Origin of the sequence: Halorhabdus sp. CUG00001 (assembly GCF_009797925.1) — an archaeon.
In the GTDB taxonomy this organism is placed as follows: Archaea; Halobacteriota; Halobacteria; order Halobacteriales; family Haloarculaceae; genus Halorhabdus.
This window is the reverse complement of the sequence record NZ_VOLB01000001.1, coordinates 1,826,065-1,851,689: the sequence shown is the minus strand read 5'-3', so window position 1 is coordinate 1,851,689 and position 25,625 is coordinate 1,826,065. Positions and strand designations below refer to the sequence as shown.

The following is a 25,625-nucleotide window of genomic DNA, read 5'->3' as shown; positions in this document are numbered from 1 at the left end:
TCGGGTGTCGACCCCCATCACAGCGGGCGGTCAGGACTTCTCGGCAGGCCCCGACGGTGGCTGCAAAGCGAGCGCCCCGAGCCCGGCCAGCACCGCCAGACTCCCTCCGAGGAGGAACGTCGGGTTCCAGCCCAGGGCGACCACCGCTGTGCCGGTGACGGTCCCGCCGAAGACGCCACCCCAGATCTTCGCGGAGTACAGCAGCGCGTAGTTGCCACTGGAGTTGGCATCGCCATAGAAGTCCGCGACTGCACTCGGGAACAAGGTGTACTGTGGACTCGAGCAGAACACGCTGGCGACGACGGCGGCGACGAACGCCGTCCCGATCCCTCCCTCTCCGAAGGCGACGACCCCGAACAGGCCGAGGCCGCTGAGAACGAACGTTACCGTCATCGTCCGCGTGCGCCCGAGTCGGTCGCTGAGCCCGCCGATCGTCAGCCGACCCGCCGCACTGGCAACCGGTAGCAGCGTCGCAGCCGCCGTGGCGACGGCCGCCCGCAGAGAGCGCGTCCCCGCATAGGAGACGACCTTCTCGATGAGCATGAGTTCGGCGCTGGCGACGGCGACGAACATCGCGTACATGAGCCAGAACTGCCGGGTCCGGACCATCTCCCGCCAGGTGAACTGCCGGCCAGTCGCTCCCAGGTCTTCGGTCTCTGTCGACTGCCAGTCGGCCGGCGGATCACGGAGGACGAGCGCGCCGACGAACACGACCACGAAGATGAGTACGCCGACCTGCTGGAGGACGCCACTGTACGCCGTGACGGGACTGCCCGGTCCCGTGTTCGCCCGGACGTACGGGACCAACGCGGCGCTCCCGCCGGCAAACGCCATCGTCCCGGCCCCAGCCGTGAGGCCGCGACGGTCCGGGAACCACTTCAGTGCCGTATTGACGGCCACCGTGTAGACGATCCCGACGCCCAGTGCACCCAGTCCGTAGGCGAGATAGACTTGCCAGACGCTCGTCGCGACTGACAACGCCAGATAGCCACCGCCGGCGAGGACAGCAGCGAGCATCGACAGTGCTCGCGGGCCGTGACGATCACGCCACCAGCCGACGGGGAACTGGCTGCCGGCCTGGATCACGACGTACAGCGTGAACACGGTCGAGAGTGTGGCGCTGTCGATGCCGAGAGTGGCTGCGACGGGATCCCGGAGACTGCTCCAGACGTACTGGTAGGGGCCAACGACGGCCATCATCCCCGCGGCCGCCAGTACCAACCACCACCGTGAGAACCCGAGCACGTCGCGAGCGCGGGCGCCGTACTCGACGTCCTCACTCATGGCGGCCTCCGGGAACGACCTCGATCATGGATCGGTCGGGGGTTTCGGGAGGAAACACTGCGAGTCGATTATCGCTGTCGTCACGACCGCCTCGGGGCTGTCGCCGGCCGGCGTCGAGACCGTCGCGGTCGAAGCCTACTCGGGGGGTGATACTACTGCCGTGTTGCTTCTCGGGCCGCCTCGCGCTCGTAGACGACTTCGCCGCCGACGATCGTTGCCTGGACCGTCAGGTCGCCGTCGAGGATCGTCAGGTCCCCACGCAGGCCGGGCTCTAGCCGTCCACGGTCGTCCAGTTCCATCGCGCGAGCTGGGATGTCCGTCGCCATCCGGACCGCCCTCGACAGGTCCAGTCCGAGCTCCTCGACCAGATTCCGGACGGCGGCGTCCATCGTGAGTGTGCTGCCCGCGAGTGAGCCATCCTCGACGAGTCGACTGGTTCCGTCCTCGACGACGACGTCCATTTCACCGAGGCTGTACTCGCCATCTGGCAGCCCTGTCGCGGCGATGGCGTCCGTGATGAGCATGCACCCCTCGTGTCCCTTGGCGGCCAGCGCGAGCTCGATCGCCCCCGGGTGGAGGTGTTGTAAGTCAGTGATGAGTTCGGCAGTGACGCCATCGTCGAGCAGTGACGCGCCGATGATCCCCGGCTCACGGTGATGGAAGCCGATCATGCCGTTGTAGAGGTGGGTCGCGATCGAGATGCCGGCATCGAAGGCGGTGGTGGCCGTCTCGAAATCGGCCCCGGAGTGGCCGGCCGAGACGACCAGTCCCTGCTCGCGTGCCGCCTGGATGAACTCGTCTGCGCCGGTCAATTCCGGGGCGAGCGTGACGCGAGCGAGGGTCCCCTCGGCGGCGTCGGCGACGGCCTGGAGTTCCTCGACAGCCGGGTCCCGGAGTGCAGCTGGATCTTGGGCCCCACGCTGGTCGTCGTTGACGTGTGGTCCTTCGAGGTGGAGGCCGGCGATTGAGGCGCCGTCGTGGTCGCGATCGACGGCCGTGGCGGTGGCTGCCCCCGCAGCGACGAGCTCGTCTTGGGGGGCTGAGACGGTCGTCGGGAACAGCGACGTCACGCCGGTCTCGACGACTCCTTCCGCGATATTCACCAGCCCGTCCGGATCGCCGGAGACGGCATCGCCCGCGTAGCCGTGGATGTGTGCGTCGACGAAGCCGGGGACTGCGATCCCATCTGGATACGTTCGTGTCGGCGAGCGCTCGGCCGCTGCCCGGCTCTGGACTGCCTCGATCGTCCCGTCTTCGATCGTGACAACGGTTCCTTCGAGCTGTCGTGACGGCGTTAGCGCCTGGCCCACTGCGATCCGTTCACTCGCGGTCATCGGCGACCCTACCGGGCGAGGGCCTAAAACTGTTGGTCACCCTATCGAACGATCGCCCGGCGTCGTCGGAGACAGCGCTCGGCTACAGGCCGGCAGCCTCACTGCGAGCGTCCACGTCGCCGCTTTCGAGCAACGCCAGGAGCTCGGAGTACCGATCCCTGATCGTGACCTCGCTGACGTCGGCCGTCTCGGCGACGGCACCCTGGGTAACCCGGTCGCCGGTCAGCAGTCCGGCAGCGTAGATCGCGCCTGCAGCCAGTCCTGTCGGGTTCTTGCCGCTGTGGACTCCATCCTCTTTTGCCCTCGCCAGCAGCTTGCGGGCGCGTCGTTCGAGCTCGTCACCGACCCCAAGTTCCGAGACGAACCGTGGCAGGTACGATGCCGGATCTGCGGGAGCGATCCCGAGTTCGAGCTGACGAGCGAGATACCGGTATGCACGGGCGAACTTTTGGCGAGGGACTCGACTCACGGGCTCGAACTCGTCGAGGCTGCGGGGTGTGCCGGCTTGGCGGGCTGCGGCGTACAGCGACGCCGTGGCCATCCCTTCGATCGAGCGCCCCGGGAGCAGCCCATCTTCGAGGGCTCGCCGGTAGATCACGGAGGCGGTTTCACGGACGTTGTCTGGCAGTCCCAGTGCCGAAGCCATCCGGTCGATCTCGCCCAACGCCTGTTTCAGGTTCCGATCTTGGGCGTCTTGGGCGCGAAAGCGCTCGTCCCAGACGCGAAGCCGCCCCATCTTCTCCCGCTGGGAGGCCGAGAGGGTCTGGCCGCTGGCGTCCTTGTTAGACCAACTGATCGACGTCGAGAGCCCTTCGTCGTGGAGCAGCTTGGTCGTCGGGGCACCGACGCGACTCCGCTGGTCGCGCTCTGCGGGCGTGAATGCACGCCACTCCGGCCCGTGGTCGATGGCCTCGGACTCGACGACGATGCCACACGCCTCACAGACCCGCTCGCCGCGCTCTTCGTCCGTCACGACTGTCCCGTCACACTCGGGACACGCTGTCGTCGATTCGGCCTGCTGTCCGTTCTGCCGGTTGCCCGCTCGGTGCTTAGAGACCGTCCGTGCCGAGTTCGTTTCTGACATGACTGACCTTGCTGCGTTGTTCCGTACCTCCAGTAGCCGACCGGACTATTTAGGGCTTTCGACAGTTTTTCACTGAGATCGAAACAGAATCGATACGGGACAAATAACAACTCACCTGCCCCGTCGCTGGGCTATTTGTGGCGGTGATGCAGTAGAGCGCTCGGATAGCGAGGCAAATCAGTTGTGACAAACGTAGAAACGTCCAAAGGACTATTCGGATGTGGATCGAACCGAACGTACCCGAAGTGGGGGCCACGCAACCATGACAGACGACAGGTCATCGACAGACGGATCGGATCACTCGATCGTCGAGGAGTGTGTCTCGCTGTTACAGACGATCGATTTCACCGAATACGAGGCGAAGTGTTTCGTCGGACTCCAGCGCGTTCGCCAGGGCACGGCCAAGGACGTCAGTGACGTGGCGGACGTCCCGCGGGCTCGCGTCTACGATTGCATGGAGGGCTTGCAGGAACGGGGGCTGGTCGACGTCCAGCAGGGGACGCCCCGGGAGTTCCGTGTCGCCGACCCGGACGAGGCCGTCTCGCTACTTGATCGCCGCCTCTCGGATCTGCTGGACCGCCTGGCGGAACTCTTGCCGCGGTTGCAGCCGCCCGAGGCGACCGAAGACAGCGGCGACGTGTGGGTGATGGAGGGCGACGCCGAGGTCAGCGAGCGCATGGAAGGGCTCGTTCAGCAAGCCGACGAGGAGGTGTTGCTCGCTGCAGCCGTCGAGGATCTCCTGACTGACGATCTGCTTGCCGCCGTACGTGGGGCCACCGAACGCGACGTCGATGTCGTGATCGGCTCTCCCGCGGCAGGGATTCGCGAGCGCTTGCGGGAGGAACTCCCGAAGGCACGCCTCCAAGAGACCTGGACGTGGTGGGACTCACACCCGATCCAGCCGGGGGCCGTCAGTGCGATTCTCATGGTCGACGGCCAACAGTTACTCGTCAGTGCCGACGTCGAAACGTCACTTCCCGGCGTCCGGAAACACCGGGCCGTCTGGACCGATGGCGACTCCGCGCCGTTGGTCGGGATGATGCGACCGCTGCTTGCCGACGCGATTCAGCGCTCGGCCGAACCCGCAGTGTGAGCTCCCGTCCGCTCGAAGTTCTCTGCCACGTTCGGGCACGGTCGTTGCGCTGTGGCATTTCTTCCGGAACTTATTTGTCTCGTGTCTGTATCGCCCTTGCATATGTCGGGAAGAAATCACGAAACCGGTACCGACGGTGGACAACCGCAAGATGGACAACCAGCCCACCCCCAGGAGGGCCAGCAGGGCCAGCCAGAGCAACAGGCACCGCCACAAGGCGGACAGCAGGGCCAGCAGCACCAGCAGGGTGTCCCACAGCAACCTGCGGGCCAACCCGGCTACGGCCAGGGGCGGGGCGGCTCGGCGTTGGGGCCTGACTTCCAGAAGTTCGGCAAACTCGGGCTGGGCGTGTATCTCACGATCGGACTGGGCTCGTTAGTCATGCTGTTTCTCGTGTCTACGCTCGCTGGGGACAGCGTTAGCGGTGTCGCTGGCATCTCGATAGCCAGCGAGCAAGCGCTGTTCGTGGCGTCGTACGGTGCCTTCGAGTTCACTATCATTCTCTCGCCGCTGGTTGCGATCGGACTGGGCTTTTTCGTCGCCCAGCGGGTCTCGCCGGGGTCGTCACCGCCGGCCGTCAGTGCAGCGGTCAACGGTGGCGCTGTGCTCGGGACACTACTTCTGCTGGCCGTGTTCGTCATCCTCTTTGCCCCCGAGATGGCGTCTCCGTCGTTCGGTGACTTGCTCACGCCGGCGATCGGCGTCGCGATCGGTGCTGCTGTGATCGGCGCGGCCGGGAGTACGTTGCGCGAGCGCTTCCAGCGGTGGTAGTCGATCCGGAGCACCACCTGCGATCCAAAACCCTCCGTTTCGCGTCCGCTGACTCGACGTGAGGGTGTTACCGCTCCGTCGATCGTCGGGTGATCGGCGACGGCACGTCTCCGAGGGCCGCCTCGATCGCTTCGAGTGGCTCCGAGGGCGTCGGTTCGACCCGCTCGGGCGATAGTGTGGCGTCGGTTTCGACACATTGGACGTACAGCGGGCCGTCCCCGGCGAGGGCGGCCAGTCGTTCGAAATCGGCCGGCTCGACCACGCCCGGGTCGAACGTCGTCCTGAACTCGTAGGCCGGTGCCTGTTCGCGGACGATCCTGGCGCTACGTTCGATGGCCTCGGCGACGCCATTTCTGGCCCCGAGTTCGCCGTAGCGAGCGGGTCGCGTCTTCAGATCCATCCCAACGTAGTCGATCGCCCCGGTTGCCAGTACCCCCTCCAATGCGTCCGGCCGCATCCCGTTCGTGTCGAGTTTCACGTCCAGTCCGTGATCGGCGATTCGCTCGACGAACGCCGGCAAATCCGCCTGTAACGTCGGCTCGCCGCCGCTGACCACGACCCCATCGAGGACGTCACCCCGCGCTTCGAGGAACGCGAACAACTCTGCTTCGGGAAGCGATGGCGTCTCGTCGATCAATTCCGGATTGTGACAGTACGGACAGCGGAGGGTACAACCGGCGGTAAAGACGGTACAGGCGACACGGCCGGGGAAATCCGACAGCGTCGTCCGCTGGAGACCACCCAGATTCATCAGTCCCCGACGCTCGGGCGGAAATCTGCCCGTTCGTCGAACTCAGCCTGTTTGCCGGGGTTCCAGTTTTCGGTCGGGCGAAGGTAGCCGACGACCCGCGAGTACACCTCACAGGACTCCCCGCACTCGGGGCAGTCCTCGTGTTCGCCGCTGTGATAGCCGTGGGTCGGACAGACCGAGAACGTCGGCGTCAGCGTGTAGTAGGGCAACTCGTAGTTCTCGGCGATGGTTTTGACGAGTTGCTTCGTCGATTCGGGCGAGGGCAGTTGCTCGCCCAACCACCCATGGAAGACTGTCCCACCCGTGTATTTCGTCTGGAGATCGTCCTGGTGGTCTAAGGCGTCGAAGAGATCCGGCTCCGCACCGAAGGGCAACTGCGTCGAGTTCGTATAGATCGGCTCCTCGCCGCCGAGTCGGTCGGTCGCGTGGACGCGCAGGTCGGGGAACTGCTCGCGGTCGCGACGCGCCAGCCGGTAGGACGAGCCCTCTGCGGGGGTCGCTTCGAGGTTGTACATGTGTCCGGTCTCGGCCTGGTACTCCCGAAGGTGCTCGCGCATAAACTCCAGCACGTCTTCCGCGAATTGCTTCCCTTCTGGCGTGTCGATCCCTGCATCGGGACCGCGCAGATTCAGCAACGCCTCGTGGGTACCGATGAGGCCGATCGTCGAGAAGTGATTCGCCCAGTAGCTGTCCTGTGCCGCCTTGACGTTCCGGAGGTAGAATTTGGCGTAGGGATACAGCCCTCGCTCGGTGTACCGTTCTAGGACCTCGCGTTTGGTCTCTAAACTCCGCTTTGCGACGTCCAGCAGCGATTCCAGGCAGTCGTAGAAGTCGGCCTCGTCGTCGGCCCGGTGGCCCAGTTGCGGGAGGTTGATCGTGACGACCCCGATCGAGCCCGTGAGTGGGTTCGAGCCAAATAGGCCGCCGCCCCGCGTTTCGAGTTCGCGGTTGTCCAGCCGGAGCCGACAACACATCGAGCGGGCGTCCTCGGTGTCCATCTCGCTGTTGACGAAATTCGAGAAATAGGGCGTCCCGTACTTGGCGGTCATCTCCCAGACGGGATCGAGGGTCTCGTTGTCCCACTCGAAGTCCTCCGTGATGGAGTAGGTCGGAATCGGGAACGTGAAGGGTCGGCCTTTCGCGTCGCCCTCCAGCATGACCTCGGCGAACGCCCGATTGATCATGTCGACTTCCGCTTGGAAGTCGCCGTAGGTCGCCTCACCCTGTTCGCCCCCGATCACAACGGGTTTGTCGGCGAGGTGGTCGGGCACCGTCAGGTCCATCGAGAGGTTGGTGAAGGGGGCCTGGAAGCCGACCCGCGTCGGAACGTTGAGATTGAACACGAACTGCTGGATCTCGTGACGGACCTCCTCGTACGCGAGGTCATCTTCGCGGACGAACGGCGCGAGATAGGTGTCGAAATTCGACAGCGCCTGGGCGCCGGCGGCTTCGCCCTGCAGCGTATAGAGGAAGTTCACGAGTTGCATCAGCGCCACGTCGAAGTGCTTTGCGGGCGCGGACTCGACCTTTCCGCGGACGCCCTTCAGGCCCTCTCGGAGGATGTCTTCGATGTCCCAGCCCACACAGTAGGGTCCGAGCACGCCCAGGTCGTGGATGTGGAGTGCGCCCGACTCGTGGGCCTGGGCCACCTCGGTACTGTAGATGTTCTCCAGCCAGTAGTCCTCGATAGTGCGCTCGGTGAGGTGGATGTTCAGCCCCTGCAGGGAGTAATCCATGTTGGAGTTTTCCCGGACGCGCCAGTCCTCGCGGTCGACGTAGGCATCGACCGCTCCCTGATCGCTCTCTTGTGTGGCCCCACCGCCTTGCTCGACTAGTCCCGCAAGATCACGTAACTCGGCGTGGCGGTGTCGATAGAGGATGTACCGCTTGGCGGCCTCGTACTCCTCGGCCGCGACGAGTGTCCGCTCGACGTGATCCTGTATCGTCTCGACTGCCACTGCCCCGTCCGTCGCGTCCAGGCGGTCTACAACTCCATCGGCCAGCGTCTCGACGCTCGTCCCTGGGTCGGTTCCACCCGCGTCGAACGCCTGCCGGATGGCGGTCGTGATCTTCGTCCGTTCGAACTCCTCGCGTGAGCCATCGCGCTTGCGAACCTCCTCGAGCATGTGACTCCCGGGTTCTGTCCGGGACTACTAAACAACTTTGCTTGCTATTGTACAAACTAATTTGTATTCGGCCACGCCGACGAACACGTCGCCTCAGCGGTCCGACAGCCGCGCCATGGCGTCCCAGGCGGGATCGCTCGCCGGTGGCTCGACTCGCTGGCCGTCGAGGTGGACGCCCCCTTTCCCGTCGGTCGCCTCGACTCCTCCGACTACTGCGGCCGGCGTCCCGCGCGTTTTCATCGCTTCGACGACCGCCGTCGCTTCTTCGGGGGGTGCCGTGAGCAGGAGGCTCCCTGCACTGGAGACCGTCCAGGGATCGACGCCGACGGCTTCACACACGGGCTGGACGCCCGGCTGGATCGGGGCCGGCTCCCGCTCGACGACGAACCGGTGGCCGGCTCCCGTTGCCATCTCGGCGAGCCCGCCGACGACCCCGCCCTCGGTGGCATCGTGCATCGCGTGCAGCTCCCCGGCCTCGCTGGCCCGGGTTGCGTCTGCGACCCCGAGGATGTCCTCGACGCGCTCCTGTGCCGTCGCGACGGTCTCAGCTGAGAGGTCCAGGGCGTCCGGGAACAGCGTCGCGAACAGTCCGGCCGTCTCCGCGCCGGGACCGGTCGTGAGGACGATCGCGTCGCCCGGCTGTGCCCCGTCCGGGCGGACGAGATCCGCCGGGTCACCGACACCCAGGGCCGTAGCGCCACCGACCCACGAGTACTCGATGCCTTCGTAGCGGGCCGTGTGGCCGGCGACGACACTCACACCCAGCGATTCGGCGTGGGCGGCCATTCCGTGCCAGGCCCTGGCGAGTTCGGCGTCGGTCATCTCCGTCGGCAGTGAGAGACTCACGGTGACGTGTGTCGGCGCGATGCCCGAAACGGCGACGTCCGTTAGCACGATATCGAGCGCCATGCGCCCGGCCCGCTCGAAGCCAAGCGTGGGGAGAATCGAGAGCGGATCGGTCGCCGTCACGATCGCGCTGTCCTCGACAGAGAGCACGCCGAAGTCGACGCCGTGTTGGGGGCCAAGCGCCACGTCCGCACGGTCGGCACCCAGTTGTGGCGCGATGATCTCCTCGAAGGTCGCGTCGTCGATCTTTCCGCGATCCGGCATTGCCACCCGTAGGTCCGTCGCCGTCAAATCGTCGGCGCTTTCCTCCCGTGGGGGCGACACTGCCGAGGCGTCGGACCGATCACTCGGCCCCGACGACAGTGACGTCCGCGGCGTCGAACCCGAGCGTGACGGTCTCGCCGTCCGGTGGGCGCTGGGTCCTGGCTCGGATCGAGTGGCCGTTCCACGCACAGTGGACGCGATAGGCGTCGCCGAGGAATTCGACGTGTTCGACGGTCGCCGAGAGAGTCGTCTCGCCGGCCCCGAGGTAGATGTCCTCGGGACGGATACAGACGGTCACATCGCCGCCGTCGGGGGGCGATTGCGGGAGATTGAACCGCTCGTCGTCGATCGAGACGATTTCGCCGTCGTCGCTTCTCAGGGACTGACCGCCACCGTCGACCCGCGCGTCGAAGACGTTGTTCTCGCCGACGAATTGGGCGACAAAGCGTGTCGCGGGGTTGCGATAGACCTCCTCCGGGGTCCCGACCTGTTCGATCCGACCGTCGTTGACCACGCCGATCCGGTCGCTGATCGCCAGCGCTTCGGCCTGGTCGTGGGTGACGTAGATCGTCGTGATCCCCAACTCGCGTTGGATCTCCCGCACTTCCAGTCGCAACTGCTCGCGCAGTCGCGCATCCAGCGCCGAGAGCGGTTCGTCGAGCAGGAGGACGTCCGGGCCGGGTGCGAGTGCGCGAGCGAGGGCGACGCGCTGTTGTTGCCCGCCTGATAGCGACTCCGGCTGTCGATCCGCCAGGCCAGCCACCTCGACGAGTTCCAGCAACTCGGCGACGCGTTCGTCGGGAGCGGTCTCGCCCGGCGGCGACCGGTACCGGAGGCCGTAGGCCACGTTCTCCCGGACGGTCATGTGCGGGAACAGCGCGTAGTTCTGGAAGACGATCCCCACGTCGCGCTGCTCGGGCGGCAGGCCGGTGACGTCGCGGCCGCCGATCCGTACCGACCCGCTCGCCGGCGTCTCGAAGCCGGCGACGGTCCGGAGGGTCGTCGTCTTGCCACACCCGGAGGGCCCGACGAGCGTGAAGAACTCCCCCTCGGCGACCGACAGCGTCACGTCCGACAACGCCGGGACGTCACCGAAGGTCACGGCGACGTCTTCGAGTTCGACCCCTGTTCCGGTCGAATTAGCCATCGTATCGTCCCCCGACGCGATCGATAACCACGAAACTGGCGGCTGTCACCGCGAGCAGGACCGAGCCCATCGCCGTGGCGGGGCCGAGACTCGGCCCGATCGAGCGGTTGCCGACGTAGCGCTCCAAGGCGACCGGCATCGTGTGACTCGCCCCGCCCTCGGCGAGCAGGACAGTCGAGTCGAACTCGCCGATACTGATCGCGAAGGCGAAGGCCGCCCCGGCCACCAGCGGGGCGACGATCAACGGCAGCGTTACCGTCAACAGGGCACGGAACCGCGTCGCCCCCAGCGATCGCGCGGCGTCGACGATCCGGTCGTCGATCCCGGCCAGAGCGGGAGTTACGTTTCGCGTCACGAACGGGTAGGCCGCGACGGCGTGGGCGGCGACGACCGCGAGCCAGCCGGTCACGGTGAGCCGGTGGCCAAACACGTCGACGCCGAAGACGAGTGTCTGGAGCAGGCCCAGGCCGACGACGATGCCGCTGACGGCGATCGGCGCGGACAGCAGCGTCTCCGCGAGGCGACTCCCCCGCCCGCCGCGGGTCGCGACCAGCGAGACGATGACGCCCATCGGGACGGCGACGGCAAGCGTTCCCAGGGCGAACAAAAGCGAGTTGCGAATCGCCGTGAGGGGCGCGATCGTCCCGACCGCAGCGGAGGCCTGCTGTGCGAGCAGGAACTCGTAGTACGCCGTCGTGAACGCCCCTTCTGGCCCGGTGACGCTCTCGACCAGCAGGCTGAGGACTGGCCCGAGAAAGACCACTGCCGCGATACAGCCGTAGGCGAGTACTGCCAGGCGACGTGGATCACGAAGGGTCCCCAATCCGTCCAACAGCGACCGTCGTGAACGCGAGCGGCCGCCCGAACGGGACGCGATCTGCCCCGACTCGTACCGGAGGTAGAGGTACATGAGGGACAGCGAGAGCAGCGATTCGAGGACGGCCAACGCGGCGGCCGCTTCGAGGTCGAGTGATTGCACCTTCGCGTAGAGCCACACCTCGACGGTCTGTAACTCCAGGCCGCCCAGCGACAGCACGATCGGGAACGACATGAACGAGAAGACAAACGCAAGCACCGTCGCCGAGAGCACCGCAGGGAGCAACTGGGGAAGGACGACGTCCCGGAACGCGCGAATCGGGGTTGCGCCCATCGCTCTGGCCGACTCGATCTCGCGGGCGTCGACCCCTTCCCAGGCACCCGTCACGAAGCGAGTGACCAGCGGCGCGTTGTAGAAGGCATGGGCGAGGACGATCGCCGGCAGCGTATAGAGCACGTCGATCGGTCCCAGGCCGACGACCGCGAGGGCGTCGTTCAGGAGCCCGGTCTGGCCGAACATCGCCTGGAAGCCGACCGCCACGAGGATCGACGGGAGGACGAAGGGAACAATCGTCAGCGACGTAAGCGTTCGCCGTCCCCAAAAATCGTAGCGGGCAAGCACGTACGCGCCGGGAAAGCCGAGTGCAACGCTCGCGAGTGCGGATAGGGCTGCCTGGTAGGCGGTAAAACCGAACAGACCGAACTCGATCGCACTGAGGGGCCCACCCGCAGCGAGCCACGAGCCCACGCCTGCAGGAATGCCCGTTGGGTCAGCAAAGACATGGTGGGCCAGGCCGACGTAGAACGGGTCAGCGAGGACGTCCACGATCGGTGCCAGCGGGGTCCCGCCAAGGTCGATCGCGGCCAGAAGCACGCGACCGACGGGGTAGTAAAAGACGACGACAAGCACTCCCAGCGTGGCCACCACGCCGGCCGGGAAGACGACCCGATCCGACGACGGCCACCGCATCCTCACGCGTTGACTTCGCGGGCCCAGTCCTCGATCCATCCCTCGACGTTCCCTGCCAGTTCGTCGTAGGAGAACGTGACGGGTTCGGCTGGCTCGTAGGCGTACTTCGAGAACTCCGCGCCGGGATCGACGCCCTCGACGGCCGGGAACTGGACGTTCCGGACCGCGATCTCGGCCTGGGCGTCCGGTGAGAGCACGAAGTCCATGAACTGCTGGCCAAGCTCCGGTGTGTCGGCATCGGCGAACAGCCCCATCATCTCCGGGTTGGCGTACCCTTGGTCGTTGATGAACCCGACCTGGTGGCGCGACATATCGACGCCCTCGCCGTGATAGTAGACCTGATCGGTCGAGTAGGAGACGACCATCGGCGCTTCCTCGTTCTGGTAGGCCTGATAGGCCGGCTCCCAATCGGAGAGGATCGTCACGTCGTTGGCCAGCAGGTCCCGCCAGTACTCAAGGTAGCCGTCCGGTCCCTTTTGGGCGATCGTCCACAGCAGGAACGCCCGGCCCGGATCGGATTGCTGGGCGTTCTGCGCGATAAGGTCACCCTGATACGGGTCGGTCGTGAGTGCGTCGAAGGTTGCCGGGTTCTCGACCTCGTTTTCGTCGTAGACCAGAGAGATGTACCCGGTGTCGTAGGGGACTGCCCGCCCGCGTGGGTCGGCCTGCAGTCCCGGCTTGACGTCTCCAGCCCGCTCTAAGTCCGGCGTCGCGAACAGCGAGCTATCGAGTTCCTGATCGGCCCGGACGAGCTCCGACGTGTTCAGCCCGACGTAGGCGTCGACATCCAGGGGGGCACCTTGCTGACGGCGCAGGATGTACTGGTTGAGGCCGCTCTCGGGCGTGACAAACTCGACAGTCACCCCGTCGTGGGCCGACTCGAAGGCCGACTTCAGCCAGTTGCCGGCGGTCCCCTCGCCAGTGAACGAGGAGTATGTCGCCACCCGCAGCGTCCGCTCGGCCGTCACGGAACCGGTCGTCGTGTCTGTCTGCGTTGCGGTGTTCTCGGCGTTCGTGTCCGTCTCGGTATTCGTCTCCGTCTCGGTCGTCGACGATCCCTCGTCCGTTTGTTCTCCGCCCGTACAGCCGGCCAGTGCCGTCATCCCGACGGCACCCACACCGGCTGTTCGAAGGAACGTGCGTCGTTTCACCACCTGGTTGTTCGACTGGGTGGTGGTGTCCTTTGCGGTTTGCAGCAAACGTCTCTACTGCTCGCTGGCTGTGCTGTTACTCTCTCAGTGTGCTATCGCGCTCGTTCAGTCGGCACGTGCGATGATGGCTGCCATCCACGAACCACCTCGTCCAATCGAGGCGTGTCTCACTTACTCGTCGTCGCCGGTGATGTCGTCGTACAACTCCTCGGCCGTCACCTCGACACCTAGTCCGGCGAAGAAGTTCGCGACGTTTGCACAGTCTCGCTGCAGGAAGTCGTCGGCGTTGGGCGAGAGGACCGTTACGGCCTGGCCGAGGTCGATCACCACGAGCTGACCTTCGTGGAAGACGACGTTGTACTCAGAGAGGTCCCCGTGCACGAGGCCGGCGTCGTAGAGGCGGCGCATGTACTCCCGGAGGACCTCGAAGGCCGTCTCGGGGTTCTCGATGTGCACCTCGTTGAGTCGCTTGGCCCGACCCTCGGCGTCGGTCGCGATGTACTCCATGACGAGGACGTTTCGCTCGACGGCAATCGGTTCGGGCACCCGGACGCCGGCTTCTTTGGCGCGCCGTAAGTTGGCGAACTCCTTGCGGACCCAGGCAGTGACGACCTTCTTCTTGTCCGAGCCGATCCCTTCGAATCGCGGGTCGCCGTCCAGATACCCGCGCATGTCCTTGAAGTCGGAGGCGTTGATCCGGTAGACTTTGACCGCGACCTCGGTGTCTTCCGGGCCTAATGCAGTATAGACGTTTGCCTCTTTTCCAGTCGAAATCGGTGCCCCGAAGGCCTCGATGTGGCCGTCCTGGACGAGTTTGTACAGCGCAGCGAAGGTCGCGTCGTCGAAGACCGACGCTTCGACTTTGAACTGCTCGGTGTTCTTGATGCGTTTGCGAAACTCGCTGAACTCCCGATCTCGGCGGCGGGCGATCCGGTCGGCTTCGGTATCCGCGACCTCGATTTCCTCGAACTCGTCACCTGGCTTTTCGGCTCCCTCGTCGTCGATCAGGCCGAACTCAGCCATCGTCGCCCCGCGAAAACAGTCGGTGTGGGCCTCGATCCCGCTTCGACCCAGCCAGTCGGTGGGGTGCCACCGTCATGTCTCGCCCGTCACGGTTCCTGAATGTGGCCCTCCTCGCGCAACTGGTCGGCTTCCTGTTTCTCGTAGCGCCAGGTAACGTCGGCTTTCTCGTCTTGCCAGTCCCACGGACTGACCAGAACAACGTCGTCTTCGCGGATCCAGATGCGCTTTTGCATCTTGCCCGGGATACGAGCGGTCCGCTCGACGCCGTCCATACAGCGGACGTTGATGCGGTTTGCCCCCAGCATCTCTGTGACGATTGCGAACACCTCGTCGTCGTCAGGCATGCGAAGATCCGTGCGCTCCTGATCGCTCATATCTCCCGCTACGGGAGGCAGGGGTTTAAGGTTTGGAAACCGCCTCGGGCCGGTCTGGTCCCTGGCCACTCACTCGCCACACGCCGACCGCCCCCCGCTCAGTGTAGCGTCCCCTCACGGACGTGCTCGTCGTAGGCAAACAGCGCATAGCCGACCTCGGCGGGGGAGTAACCCGTCGCTTGCGCGATCTCACGGATCGGCTCGATCATCGTCACGTAGTCGGCCGCGTCGAACGATTCCTTGCGTCCCTCCACATGTTCGAGGCGCTCCAACGAGGCCCACACGCGCGTGTCGACGACGGCGTGCCGGCCGGGATCGAGCGCGGTCAGCACGGCCGAGGCCGTCGGCGCTTTGAACCCCGAGAGCCCGCTGATGAGCCGGATCTTCGAGAAGTCGCCCTCGACTCGTCGGACGTTTTGCGTCACTTCGATACAGCGCGCTTTTGGGTTCGATTCGACGTGGTAGGCGCTTCTGGTCGAACTCTCGAAGGCCAGGTCGTAGAGTTGCTCGCGGGTGAGATGGCCCTGCTCGCGATACTGTTCGCCGAATTCGGCGAGGCGTTCGGGTAACAACCCTTGCGTGTCCGCGTACCGATCCAGGTTTTTCGCGACGAACTCCTCCATGCGGACTCGTCGGTCCCTGGTCCACAAGAACCCTCACTTCGGGTCCGACGAGCGGTGGCACGCGCGAGTCGGTGAGTGCTCGACTTGCCTCACACGCTCCCGCCGTGTCCGGAGGCGCGGTGTTCGGAGATGAGCTGGTCGACCATCTCGGCGGTCCGGGCCTTCTCACGCTCGCTCTCGTAGTCGCGCCACTCCTCGATTGCGGCCTCGACTTCCCGTTCGCGGGCGACGGCGAGTTCGTCGACCTCCTGGACGGTGACGGCGTCGGCCGGCGCGATGGGCACGCGTCGCTCGAACAGCACCTCGTCGGAGACGTCCGAGAGTCCGCCTGTCCGGAGGACCAGCCGCGGTTCCAGGTCGGCCAGTAACGCCGCCGTCGAGCGTCCGGCACCGGTGGCGTCCCGGAACAGGATGATGTCGTCCTCGGCGAGGCCAAAGCGGTCGTCGGCGTCCTCGATGGCCTCGGTGGTGAACTTCTCGACGACCTTCACCGGGACCAGGCCCTCTTTGGCTTTCTCGACGTCGGCAAAATTGGAGTGATCGAGCTTCCAGAGGGCTTTCAGACGTTCGAGCTTGCCTTCGAGATCCGCGACGCGATCGCGCTCGTCTTCGAGTTCGCGTTCGAGGCGGTCGTTCTCGCGTTCGAGGCGGTTGACTTCCCGCCGTTTGCGCGTCTCGGCGCGCTGCTCGCTGCGGGCGGCTTCGAGTTTCTCCTCGTAGGCCGCGATCGTCTCGTCTTTGTCCTCGATCGTGCCACGGAGGTCCTCGACGTGTGATTCGAGGCGATCGACGCGTTCCCGGAGGCGTTTGATCTCTTTCTCTTCGGGGCTCAACTCCCGTGGTTCGTGCTCGCTCGTCTCCGTGGCTTCGCTCTCGTCGTCGCTGAGGTCTTCGAGGACGCTCTCGACGGATTCGTCGTTGGCGACGACCCGCGCGAGGACGGGGCCGACCTCCTCGCGTGGCGGGACTTTCGCCGCGACCCGCTCGAACTGCGTTTCGTGATCGTCGTAGGCTTCTAGGGCCGCCGCCAGGGCGTCCCGTTCGTGGTCGTTGTCGTAGGCCTGTTCGCGCGTTCGGTGCAGTTTCTCGTCGACGGCGAGGTCGCTGTCGGGCGTCCAGCCGGCGGCGTCGAAACTTCGGCGCAACTTCTCGACGGTCTCGGGCATCGGTGTCACGTCCGCGGCGACGAGGAGCGGTCGCCCACGCTCGATGACCCACTCGATGACTGCTGCGGTATCGTCGGTTCTCGTCGAGTAGACGTCCAGTACCTCGCCGTCGAGGCCGAGGACGGCCACGGCGGTCGTCGTTCCCGGGTCGACCCCGACGACGACGTGATCGCGCCGGTGGGCGAGTGGCTCGAATTCGATCCCGTCCCGACGCTCACGCTCGATCTCGATGCGGGTGTCGCCGGACCGCTCGGCCGAGATGGGGATCTCACCCGGGCTCGCTTGCACCTCGAAGACTGCGTTTGCGAACCCGCCGTACTTCTCGGTGACCTCCCGCTCGTAGTCCAGCGCGGCCGCGTCAAGTTCGCGTTCGACCTCGCGCGTTCGCTTTTTGACCGAGCCGTGGATGCGCCGCGTGTAGCGGTCCTCGCTCCACCCACCACCACCGCCCGTCGAGCGACCGCGGGCGACTTTCAGGCGTGTCGTGTCGGTGAACGCCGAGACTTCATAGCCCACGTTTCCCGCGGCCAGACGGGCTGTGGCCTCGGCTTCTTCCATCGGGTCCTTGCCGTATGGCACGCCGTGGCGCGTCGCGACCCGTGATAGCGGCTCCGGCTGTTGGTCACCGGTCACCTGGACGAGTCGCGTCTCCTCGGGCAACTCGCGGAGGAAGTGCACGAGGGCGTCCTTGTCCTCGGCGAGCTCGTACATGTTGTCCGTGGCGACGATCGCCGGTGTCTTCGTCTCGATCAGCCGGCGGAGCTTCCGGTGGCTCACCACGTCTCGCTCGATGGACTCGCCGTCGAAGATCACCAGCGCGTAGGCGGGCGAGTTACCTCTGACGTCCCCGCTTTGGATATCCACGCCGAAGATCACGTCGTCCAGGGCAGCCGTCCGTTGCACGGCCGTCGGTAGGGGAGTCAGGAGTATAAACGCCGTGGCGTCCCCACGCTCATCCGTCGAGCGGTCGGTAGAACTCGATGGTGTGTCCGTCTGGATCTTCGAGGAACGTCGCCTTGGCGTCGGCAGCCTTGACGACGTGTGGTTCGGTGCGGACCGACCCACCGGCTTTGCGGGCCTGCTCGGCGACGCGCTCGACGTCTTCGACGAGGAACGCAACGTGGTCAGTGTCTGCCCGCGACGGCGCGATCGGCGTCGTTCGCGTCGGATCGTGCTTGAGTTGGAGTTCGCCGTCGCCAGCACTGAGGTAGACGTTCTCGACGCCGTCGGCAGTGAACGAGCAGGTTCGTTCGAACCCCAGATCCCCATAGAACGATAGCGAGCGATCCAACTTCGACACCCAGAGTGCGACGTGCGTCAGGTTCATGCCGGGACGGTTCCCATTCCTGACGGAAGACGCTAACGGCCCCTGTCTAGGCTGTGTTACTCGGAGTCTCCGTCGGCAATCGGCAACTGGACGGTCACGACTGTGCCCCTGGGATCCCGATCCGCAAACGAGATCGAGCCGCCGTAGCGATCGACGAGCATCCCGACGATGTACAGGCCCAGTCCAGACTGACTGTCTACCTCGTGGCCATCGGGGTTCAGCGCGGCTGTGCGCTCGGCCGGCGGGATGCCTGGGCCGTTGTCGGCTACCGAGACAGTCACCGCCCTCTCGCTTGCTTCTACCGATACTTCGACGGACGGGTTTTCCCGATCGTTGTGTTCGACGGCGTTGGTGAGCAGGTTGTGAAAGATCGTCGAGAGGAGTTCGTCGGCGGCGACGGCGACGTCCGGCAGTTCGCCGTCGACGGCGATCGTCGCCCGGCGATGGACCTCGCGTGCGTTGTCGACTTGCGTTTCGAGGACTCGTTCGAGTGAGATCCGACGACTGGTCGACCGATCGTCCACACCCAGTGACGCGACGAACGCCCGGACCTGCTCGGTCAGTTGGATCGCTTCCTCGGTGGTGCGTTGGACACGTTCGAGATAGTCCTGTCCGTCGTCTTCGACGTAGCTCTCTAAGTGACCGGTCATGCCGCTGATGATCTGGAGGTCGTTGCCGATATCGTGACGGACGATTCGGTTGAGCAAGGCGAGTTTCTCCCGCTCGTCGGCCAGTCGCTCCCGTTCAGCTTCGAGATCGCGGCGACGGCGCTGGCTGCGAGCGTCGTATCGGCCGACGAGTAGCCCGCCGATCCCACCGATCGACGCCAAGCCGCTAACGACGACGGAAATATTGGTCAACTCGACGCCGGCGGACAACTGATAGCCGACGATTCCAAGCGCGGCGAACGCGCCGAAGGCGGTCCCGAGGAACCACCACACTGTGACGGCAACGGCGAGTTCGCCGTCGAAATCGCTGTTTGCGAGCCAGTAGCCGCCGCCCAGGACACTCAGCCCGAACGTCATCGGCACGACGGTGCCAAGCAGGGGGGACCCGGTGGCGCTGGCACTCGTGACGGCCCGTATCAGCGGGACGACGACCCCGGCCAGGCCAGCTGCAGCGATGAACCAGGCACTGGCGAGACGAATACCCCGCGGCGACGCGGCGTCGAGACCCCGTGCGATGAGGGCATCGGCCCGCTGCTTGGCCATTACGACGTACTTAGACTACAGGGAAGTAACTGTTCTGACTTCGAGACACTGGCGCTTTCGCTCTCCAGTTTTCGACCGTTTCGACGGTGACGATCGCGCTCTCCTCCTCTACCGTGTCATTCGCTGTCCGGGAACGGGACATCGAGCGTCTGGCCGTCTGCCGCGACGAAGGCACCGTCACCGAATACGTCTCGGGCCTCTGTTTCGAGGCGGTGGCCCTGCCCCGCGTACCGCGTCGAGACGTGGGTGAGTGCGAGCCGCTTTGCCCCAGCCTCGGCAGCCAGCGTCGCCGCCTCGCGCGCCGTCGAGTGCCCGGTTCCGGCCGCCCGTTCGGCGCGATCGTCGGCGAACGTGCCGTCGTGGATCAACAGCTCTGCATCCTCGCTGGCTCGCCGGACAGCCTCGACTGGCCGCGTATCGCCCGTGTAGACGACGGTCCGTCCGGGTCGGGGCGGCCCGACGACCTCCTCGGGCTGGATCGTCCGCCCGTTGTGTTCGACTGGCTTGCCGTCGTGGAGTTTGGAGTACTTTGGCCCCGGTGAGATCCCGAGCTTTTCCTCGGCTTTCTGGCGGTCGAATCGGCCCTTGCGGTCGTCCTCTTCGAGGACGTAGCCGATCGACCGTGTGCGATGTTCGGTCTCGATCGCTCGAATCTCGTATTCGTCGGCGTCTAGCACCACGTCCCCTGCCCGATTTTGCGTAATCCGAATGGGGTAGGAGGGACGGTCGCCGGTCGCTCCGATGAGATCCTCCAGTCGGGACCGCGTGCCCTGAGGGGCGTGAATCGCCAGCGGGGCCTCGCGGTCGTTGAAGTCCATCGTCTGTAAGAGGCCCGGGATGCCCAGGACGTGATCGCCGTGGAGGTGGGTGATGAAGATGTGTGCGACGTCGAATCCCGTCCCAAAGTGCATCATCTGGCGCTGAGTCCCCTCACCACAGTCAAAGAGCAGTCGCTCACCGTCTCGGGAGAACATGATCGCCGAGGGGTTACGTTCGGTCGTCGGCACCGCACCGCTGGTCCCAAGGAACGTCACGCGCATTACCCGTCTGTCACCCGTCGACGGCTAAACGCCCTTCGAATCGACCGGGCGGCGACCGCTCGTCTCTTACCGGTTCGGGATTGTCGGCCTCTCACCGTGATGGCGTCGCTAGCATCCGGCCCCCACAGACGGCACAGGCCACGGGCCGGCGCTCGCCTGCTGTCTCCCAACCACACTTGGCACACTCGAACGTGTAGGGGTACTCGTCGCTGTCCTCCTCACCCATCTCACCCACCCCCTGTACTTCCTCCCAAATCAGTGTTGATATCGGCTGTCGATCTCCCCGTGTCCGACTACTTCGTCGATTGGGAAACACACATCTGCCAGTTCTCCCCACGACCGTGACCAATCTGTCTCAGGTCATCTCGACTGGTTCGCTGGATCACTGTGCTGTCCCTGTGCGGTCTGCTCGTCGTCGAATGGACTGCTCCTGAACAGCGACTGTTGTATTCGTAGTCGGATAGTCTTTCATTTTGATTGTAATATCGGAAAGACTCGACGCATCGTCGTCGTTTTGGGGTGCAAATTTGGTGGTATGGCAAAGCCTTTTTACAGCGTGGGTCGTGAGAACTTTTATCGGAGGTGATGTGAACGCACTACACACTCTTACTTGGTATGGCCGACGCGTGCTGCATCCCTGATCCTGTGATCGACTGTCCCTAGCCCCAGCGACCCCTGTCAGCTACTTTCCAGGCCCTAGAATGGCCCACTCCATCGGTGCGGTCGTCACTGTTTGGTCTCTCGATTGTCACTATTCGAGCGCTCCACGGGAGAGGCTTCTATGGCTGTGGCTCACTTCTCATCGAGATGCTCCCGATCGGCTGCTTGGAGGAGCCAATGAGGGGAGCGTTTTTAGGTGTGGTGGTACTTCACACAGGTATGCACTTCGTCATCGTCGGGTTCGGGCGGGTCGGGATGCGTACCGCCAGGGTGCTCCGGGAGGAGGACCACGACGTCACGATCGTCGAGATCGACGCCAAGCGGGCCGAGCGCGCACGCGAGGAGTCCTTCGAGACGGTACTGGGCGACTGCACTGATACGGACACCCTCGACGCAGCGGGCATCGCCGAGGCGGACGCCATCGCCGGGTTGACGGGCGATCTCAACGCTAATTTCGCCGCGTGTATGATCGGTACCGAACACGGTTGTCGGACGGTCCTGCGGATCGATGCGGATTATCGGGAGGAACTGTACGACAACTACGCCAGCGAAGTCGACGAAGTCATCTATCCCGAGCGGCTGGGTGCCGCGGGGGCGAAAACGGCTATGCTCGGCGGTGATTTCGACGTCTTGGCGGACCTCACCGAGCACCTGACCGTCACGTCGATCCGTATCCCGGCGGACTCGCCGGTGGTCGGTGATCGTGTGGTCACGCTCGATCTTCCTGGCTCCGCCCAAATCTACGCCCACGGTCGCAACGACGAACCGATGTCGATTCCGCTGCCCAGAACCACGATCGAACCCGGCGATCGCATCGCGATCACTGCCCCACCCGAGGCTATCGAGGAGATCCGCACCCATCTGACTCCCGCTGTCGACGCCTGAGTGGCTCTCGCTGGCTATTTCACTCACGAACGCGTGGCTGTATCACTGTGTGCCGTTCGGGCCCGTCGAAAACGGGTGGGTGCCCGGGCGCGCTGTGGGAGGATGGGAAAACGACGAGGCCGTCGGTGCGCGCCCATCCTAACTGCCTGGTGGGGCCTACAAAAAACTGCGTCAGACGAGTGCATGACGGCTCGCTGATCCGAGGGCTTTTGCCCGTCAGCACCGACAGGCAGGACATGGACTCCTGGGACGTGTTGTTCGACCGAGCGAAAGACGTCGAGACGTCCGTCGACGCTATCGGCCAGCGGTTGGCGGCCCACCGGGCCGATGACGACGAGTGACCCCACGCGGTTCGTGGCCGACGCCGACGTGTTGGCGGCGGACCTGCTGGTCGGCGGCCAGGCCCGGCAGGCGATGGCACGTATTCGTGCCCACGACTGGCTGACGCTGCTCGCCAGCGACGCTCTCCTCGCCGACGCCGCGGCCCTGATTGCGGACATCGCGGGGCAGTCACTGGCTACTGACTGGCGTGCCCGGATCGAGCGTGAACGCCACTCGGTCACCCATCCGGATGGGGACCATCCGGCCCTGGCATCGGCTGTCGCCGGCGACGCCGGGCACGTCCTCTCTTTCGACGAGCAACTCACTGGCGCACAAGCCGGTGTCGCACTCCGAAGATACACGGTCAGCGTCCGCTCGCCAGCGGCATTCCTGGCTGTGTTCGATGCCCAATCACTGTACGAAGCGACGGTCGGTGGGGACTATCCTGGGCCGGATCGTGATCCGCGACAGTGAGCGGTCGCAACCGAGCCCGACTGCCACGCCGAGTCGCGATTTACGCCGTCGGTTCGGCCGGGGCGCTCACTGCTCGATATCGAGTTCGAACTGTTCGTGTTCGACGGCCGCGTTGAGCACGACGCTCGTGTTTGACTCTTTGATCTCGGGGTCGGTAAGCAGGCTCTTGATCTCGGCGTTCATGTCGTCGGTGTCGGCGAACTTCCCGACCGCGATGATGTCGTGATCGCCCGTCACTTCGTAGACGCTGATCATCTGGTCGAGTTCTTCGAGTCGATCAGTGACTTCGGGCAGGGCGCTTCCTTCGACTTTCAACTGGAGGATCGCCGTGACGTCGTAGCCGATCTCGCCGTAGTCGACCCGCGGTGTGTACCCCTGAATGATTCCCTGTTCTTCGAGATCCGAGAGATGGTTCGAGACCGTCGTGACCGAGACGTCGAGGTCGTCGGCGAGGCTTCGGAGGCTTGCGCGCCCGTCGCTCAGCAGTTCGTTGATGAGCTTGCGGTCGAGATTTTCGTACGTCATTGGCGTCACTGACGGGATCTACCCATTAGAATTTTACGAATATCCAATTCTCGAAGTGACACGGAAGATTTGCGCAGAGCGGCAGTGTTTTTATATCGGGGGTACAGTTCGGGAGTGACGAGAAAGATGACAAACGATCAGCTCACAGACGGCGGGTTGTCCGCCGAGGCCGAGGCAGTGCTCGAAGCGATCGACGAGAAGAACGTCGACTTCCTGCGGTTGCAGTTTACGGACATTCTGGGGACCGTCAAGAACGTCTCGATTACGGCCGACCAGGCCGAGAAAGCCTTCACCGAGGGGATCTACTTCGACGGCTCGTCGATCGACGGGTTCGTCCGGATTCAAGAGTCGGACATGCGCCTCGACCCCGATCCGTCGACCTTTGCCGTCCTGCCGTGGCGGACCAGCGAGGATAGCGCTGCCGCCCGTCTCATCTGTGATGTGATCAACACCTCGACTGGCGAACCCTTCGAGGGCGATCCGCGTGGCATTCTCAAGACGGCCATCGACCGCGCAAACGAGATGGGTTACGAGGTCAACGTCGCCCCCGAACCCGAGTTCTTCCTCTTCGAAGAGAACGAGGACGGTCGTGCGACCACGAAGACCAACGACGTCGGCGGGTACTTCGACCTCGCGCCCAAGGACCTCGCAAGCGACGTCCGCCGGGACATCATCTTCGGCTTAGAGGACATGGGCTTCGACATCGAGGCCTCTCACCACGAGGTCGCCGAGGGCCAACACGAGATCAACTTCACCTACGACGACGCCCTCTCGACGGCCGATAACGTCGCCACCTTCCGGTCGGTCGTCCGCGCCATCGCGGCCGAACACGACCTCCACGCCACGTTCATGCCCAAGCCGATCCCGAAAATCAACGGCTCGGGGATGCACACCCACATCTCACTGTTCACCGCCGAGGGCGAGAACGCCTTCCACGACGGTGACGACGAGTTCGACCTCAGCGGGACGGCAAAGCAGTTCCTCGCGGGTATCCTCGACCACGCGCCCGCGATCACCGCCGTCACGAACCCGACCGTCAACAGCTACAAGCGCCTGGTCCCAGGCTACGAGGCACCCGTCTACGTCGCCTGGTCCGATCGGAACCGCTCGGCGCTGATCCGCAAGCCCGCCGCGCGCGTCCCCGCCGCCAGCCGGATCGAGGCCCGTTTCCCCGATCCGTCCTCGAACCCGTACCTGGCCTTTGCGGCGCTTATCCACGCTGGCCTGGATGGGATCGAGAACGGAATCGACTGCCCCGATCCAGTCCGGGAGAACATCTACGAGTTCGACGAGGCCAAACGCGAGGAGTACGGCATCAACACGCTGCCCGAGAACCTCGGCGAAGCGCTCGACGCCCTCGAAGACGACGAGGTTATTCTCGACGCGCTTGGCCCCCACACCAGCGAGAAGTTCCTCCAGGCCAAACGCCAGGAGTACAAGGACTACCTGGTCGACGTCTCCGAGTGGGAACTCGATCGCTACCTCGAGACGTTCTGAGACGAGCCACCGGATCGCTTTTTACTCGTTTTTGCGGTCGTTGCCGACGGCAAGCGGCGCGGCGACGACGGCGACCCCGCCACCGGCGGCGAGCAGCGTCAGCGCGACCTGGGACAGTTCGAGCCGGAGTGCGAACAGCCCTATCACTGCGAGCCCGCCGCCGATTGCGATGGCGCTCGTCCGATAGCTCGGCCGGCCAGCCCCCAGCAGTTCCCAGCCGACGAACCCACCGAGGGCGAATCCAGCGGCGAACAATCCATCGGTGTCGAGTGCGACAAACAGTGGGCTCGTTGTGCCGATCACGCCCGCCAGCGCGAAGGTGCGTCGGGGCGTCCCTGCCACTCTGGTCGCGACGGCGAGGTAGGTCAGGCCCAGGCCAATGCCGACACTCACTTCGAGCGGTCGGTGGACTCCCAGAGCGACCCGTGAGGCAGCGATCGCGACGATCGCGCCTCCGGCCACCAGGAGCGGTCGTCGATCGTCGTCGGCAAACACCCACGCCAGGCCGCCCCAGCCGACGGCCGCGCCCGTGGCGTGGCCACTCGGGAAGGCGTACCCGCCAGGGCCGACGACCCAGGTGTAGATCGATTCGACGACAGGCCCCATCCCCTCACTGCCGGGCAGGGTGGAAGCGCCCCCCGGGCGAGTGATTGCGAGCCCTGTCTTGAGGGCGGCCGTCAACGCGAGAGCGCCGGCGATCAGCCCCAGAAGCATTGCTTCCCGCGTGCGGTCGCGCCCACCGCTACGGAGTCGGCCACCGAACAGGTACGCGGCGATGCCGATGCTCACAACCACCAGCGGGTCCCCGAGCAGCGTCACACCGGCGACGGCGAGCCACGCCGCCGAGATCGGATCGATCACG

The 25,625-nt window shown here is 65.0% G+C and carries 24 protein-coding genes; 5 read left to right on the top strand and 19 right to left on the bottom strand.

The annotated features are described in order from the left end of the window. Positions 1-30: 30 nt before the first annotated feature. The 3 genes from FR699_RS09310 to FR699_RS09300 all read right to left on the bottom strand — a co-directional run bounded on the left by FR699_RS09310 (position 31) and on the right by FR699_RS09300 (position 3,702). The gene (locus FR699_RS09310; protein WP_158855240.1) at positions 31-1,284 is read right to left on the bottom strand and encodes an OFA family MFS transporter; all 1,254 of its coding nucleotides are present in this window, start codon (positions 1,282-1,284) and stop codon (positions 31-33) included. Positions 1,285-1,436: 152 nt separating this feature from the next. Next, positions 1,437-2,618: an N-acetylglucosamine-6-phosphate deacetylase gene (gene nagA, locus FR699_RS09305; protein ID WP_158855239.1), complete on the bottom strand. Its 1,182-nt coding sequence runs from the start codon at positions 2,616-2,618 to the stop codon at positions 1,437-1,439. Positions 2,619-2,700: 82 nt separating this feature from the next. Continuing rightward, positions 2,701-3,702 carry a transcription initiation factor IIB family protein gene (locus FR699_RS09300; RefSeq protein WP_154553048.1) on the bottom strand — a complete coding sequence of 334 codons (1,002 nt, stop codon included), beginning with the start codon at positions 3,700-3,702 and terminating at the stop codon, positions 2,701-2,703. 262 nt (positions 3,703-3,964) lie between these two features. Between FR699_RS09300 and FR699_RS09295 the strand changes: the two genes are divergently transcribed. Both FR699_RS09295 and FR699_RS09290 read left to right on the top strand, forming a co-directional pair. Further along, the gene (locus FR699_RS09295) at positions 3,965-4,795 is read left to right on the top strand and encodes a TrmB family transcriptional regulator (protein WP_154553049.1); all 831 of its coding nucleotides are present in this window, start codon (positions 3,965-3,967) and stop codon (positions 4,793-4,795) included. Between the two features lie 102 nt (positions 4,796-4,897). Then, positions 4,898-5,566, top strand: coding sequence for a hypothetical protein (locus tag FR699_RS09290; protein WP_158855238.1), 669 nt, complete (start codon positions 4,898-4,900; stop codon positions 5,564-5,566). A gap of 67 nt (positions 5,567-5,633) precedes the next feature. Here the strand turns inward: FR699_RS09290 and FR699_RS09285 are convergent, their stop codons facing one another. The 14 genes from FR699_RS09285 to FR699_RS13420 form a co-directional block, all read right to left on the bottom strand. Continuing rightward, the gene (locus tag FR699_RS09285) at positions 5,634-6,317 is read right to left on the bottom strand and encodes an anaerobic ribonucleoside-triphosphate reductase activating protein (protein WP_158855237.1); all 684 of its coding nucleotides are present in this window, start codon (positions 6,315-6,317) and stop codon (positions 5,634-5,636) included. Then, positions 6,317-8,443, bottom strand: coding sequence for a ribonucleoside triphosphate reductase (locus FR699_RS09280; protein WP_158855236.1), 2,127 nt, complete (start codon positions 8,441-8,443; stop codon positions 6,317-6,319). Before FR699_RS09280 ends, FR699_RS09285 begins: the two co-directional genes overlap by 1 nt. 93 nt (positions 8,444-8,536) lie before the next feature. After that, positions 8,537-9,553, bottom strand: a complete 1,017-nt coding sequence (locus FR699_RS09275; RefSeq protein WP_158855235.1) for an AIR synthase family protein — start codon at positions 9,551-9,553, stop codon at positions 8,537-8,539. Positions 9,554-9,632: 79 nt separating this feature from the next. Beyond that, a complete protein-coding gene (locus tag FR699_RS09270; protein ID WP_158855234.1) occupies positions 9,633-10,700 on the bottom strand; it encodes an ABC transporter ATP-binding protein in 1,068 nt (355 codons plus the stop codon). Continuing rightward, positions 10,693-12,486, bottom strand: a complete 1,794-nt coding sequence (locus FR699_RS09265) for an iron ABC transporter permease (RefSeq protein ID WP_158855233.1) — start codon at positions 12,484-12,486, stop codon at positions 10,693-10,695. The genes FR699_RS09270 and FR699_RS09265 overlap by 8 nt, the downstream gene beginning before the upstream one ends. Before the next feature lie 2 nt (positions 12,487-12,488). Further along, positions 12,489-13,637 (bottom strand): thiamine ABC transporter substrate binding subunit, encoded by a 1,149-nt coding sequence (locus FR699_RS09260; RefSeq protein ID WP_154553054.1) that lies wholly within the window; start codon positions 13,635-13,637, stop codon positions 12,489-12,491. Between the two features lie 171 nt (positions 13,638-13,808). Further along, positions 13,809-14,660 (bottom strand): serine/threonine-protein kinase Rio1, encoded by an 852-nt coding sequence (gene rio1, locus FR699_RS09255; protein WP_158855232.1) that lies wholly within the window; start codon positions 14,658-14,660, stop codon positions 13,809-13,811. A gap of 86 nt (positions 14,661-14,746) precedes the next feature. After that, positions 14,747-15,034, bottom strand: a complete 288-nt coding sequence (eif1A, locus tag FR699_RS09250; protein WP_154553056.1) for a translation initiation factor eIF-1A — start codon at positions 15,032-15,034, stop codon at positions 14,747-14,749. Between the two features lie 98 nt (positions 15,035-15,132). Next, positions 15,133-15,657 carry a hypothetical protein gene (locus FR699_RS09245; protein ID WP_158855231.1) on the bottom strand — a complete coding sequence of 175 codons (525 nt, stop codon included), beginning with the start codon at positions 15,655-15,657 and terminating at the stop codon, positions 15,133-15,135. An 89-nt stretch (positions 15,658-15,746) separates the two neighbouring features. Beyond that, positions 15,747-17,726, bottom strand: a complete 1,980-nt coding sequence (locus tag FR699_RS09240; RefSeq protein WP_158855230.1) for a DUF460 domain-containing protein — start codon at positions 17,724-17,726, stop codon at positions 15,747-15,749. Positions 17,727-17,775: 49 nt separating this feature from the next. Beyond that, complete coding sequence (locus FR699_RS09235; protein ID WP_158855229.1) at positions 17,776-18,150, bottom strand: VOC family protein; 375 nt, start codon at positions 18,148-18,150, stop codon at positions 17,776-17,778. Positions 18,151-18,206: 56 nt separating this feature from the next. After that, entirely contained in the window at positions 18,207-19,361 is a 1,155-nt protein-coding gene (locus FR699_RS09230) for a sensor histidine kinase KdpD (RefSeq protein ID WP_158855228.1), read from the bottom strand. 116 nt (positions 19,362-19,477) lie between these two features. Next, complete coding sequence (rnz, locus tag FR699_RS09225) at positions 19,478-20,401, bottom strand: ribonuclease Z (RefSeq protein WP_158855227.1); 924 nt, start codon at positions 20,399-20,401, stop codon at positions 19,478-19,480. Between the two features lie 91 nt (positions 20,402-20,492). Further along, positions 20,493-20,627 carry a hypothetical protein gene (locus FR699_RS13420; RefSeq protein WP_255470255.1) on the bottom strand — a complete coding sequence of 45 codons (135 nt, stop codon included), beginning with the start codon at positions 20,625-20,627 and terminating at the stop codon, positions 20,493-20,495. Positions 20,628-21,280: 653 nt separating this feature from the next. Between FR699_RS13420 and FR699_RS09220 the strand changes: the two genes are divergently transcribed. After that, complete coding sequence (locus tag FR699_RS09220) at positions 21,281-21,946, top strand: TrkA family potassium uptake protein (protein WP_158855226.1); 666 nt, start codon at positions 21,281-21,283, stop codon at positions 21,944-21,946. 327 nt (positions 21,947-22,273) lie between these two features. Beyond that, positions 22,274-22,741 carry a hypothetical protein gene (locus tag FR699_RS09215; protein WP_154553065.1) on the top strand — a complete coding sequence of 156 codons (468 nt, stop codon included), beginning with the start codon at positions 22,274-22,276 and terminating at the stop codon, positions 22,739-22,741. A 66-nt stretch (positions 22,742-22,807) separates the two neighbouring features. Here FR699_RS09215 and lrp read toward each other — a convergent pair whose 3' ends face one another. Continuing rightward, positions 22,808-23,266 carry an HTH-type transcriptional regulator Lrp gene (gene lrp / locus FR699_RS09210; protein ID WP_154553066.1) on the bottom strand — a complete coding sequence of 153 codons (459 nt, stop codon included), beginning with the start codon at positions 23,264-23,266 and terminating at the stop codon, positions 22,808-22,810. 126 nt (positions 23,267-23,392) lie between these two features. On the opposite strand from lrp, the gene glnA reads away from it, so the two are divergent. After that, positions 23,393-24,763 (top strand): type I glutamate--ammonia ligase, encoded by a 1,371-nt coding sequence (gene glnA, locus FR699_RS09205; RefSeq protein ID WP_158855225.1) that lies wholly within the window; start codon positions 23,393-23,395, stop codon positions 24,761-24,763. 21 nt (positions 24,764-24,784) lie between these two features. On the opposite strand, the gene FR699_RS09200 is transcribed toward glnA, so the two are convergent. Continuing rightward, complete coding sequence (locus FR699_RS09200; protein WP_158855224.1) at positions 24,785-25,624, bottom strand: phosphatase PAP2 family protein; 840 nt, start codon at positions 25,622-25,624, stop codon at positions 24,785-24,787. Position 25,625: the final 1 nt, after the last annotated feature.